Origin of the sequence: Mesorhizobium sp. M1A.T.Ca.IN.004.03.1.1 (assembly GCF_003997555.1) — a bacterium.
GTDB lineage: Bacteria > Pseudomonadota > Alphaproteobacteria > Rhizobiales > Rhizobiaceae > Mesorhizobium.
The window spans coordinates 1-262 of sequence record NZ_RZTV01000516.1 but is presented as its reverse complement, the minus strand read 5'-3'; the positions used below and the strand labels follow the sequence as shown (position 1 = coordinate 262).

At 57.6% G+C, this 262-nt stretch carries 1 protein-coding gene; it reads right to left on the bottom strand.

The window, feature by feature from the left end; translation table 11 throughout:
* Nucleotides 1–101: 101 nt before the first annotated feature.
* Nucleotides 102–262 (bottom strand): winged helix-turn-helix domain-containing protein (locus tag EOD29_RS32700; RefSeq protein ID WP_164763992.1); only part of this gene is annotated, 161 nt, incomplete at its 5' end.

The window sequence follows — 262 nt, the reverse complement described above, 5'->3', positions numbered from 1 at the left end:
AACCGAAATCAGCACGATCATCACCAGGATGAGCACGACCGATTGCACGTCAAGAAGGCGCCAGAACAGGCGCTTGCGCAGCGAATAGGAGCATCGTTTGCTCATGATGCTTCCCGCAGGAGATAACCCACGCCCCGGATAACGTTGATGACCACGCCTGCTTGCGATGCCGCCAGCTTGCGCCGCAACCGCGATATGTGGGAATCGAGCGCGTTCGACTGTATCTCGTCGTCGAAGCCGAAGACTGCTTCCATCAAGGCCT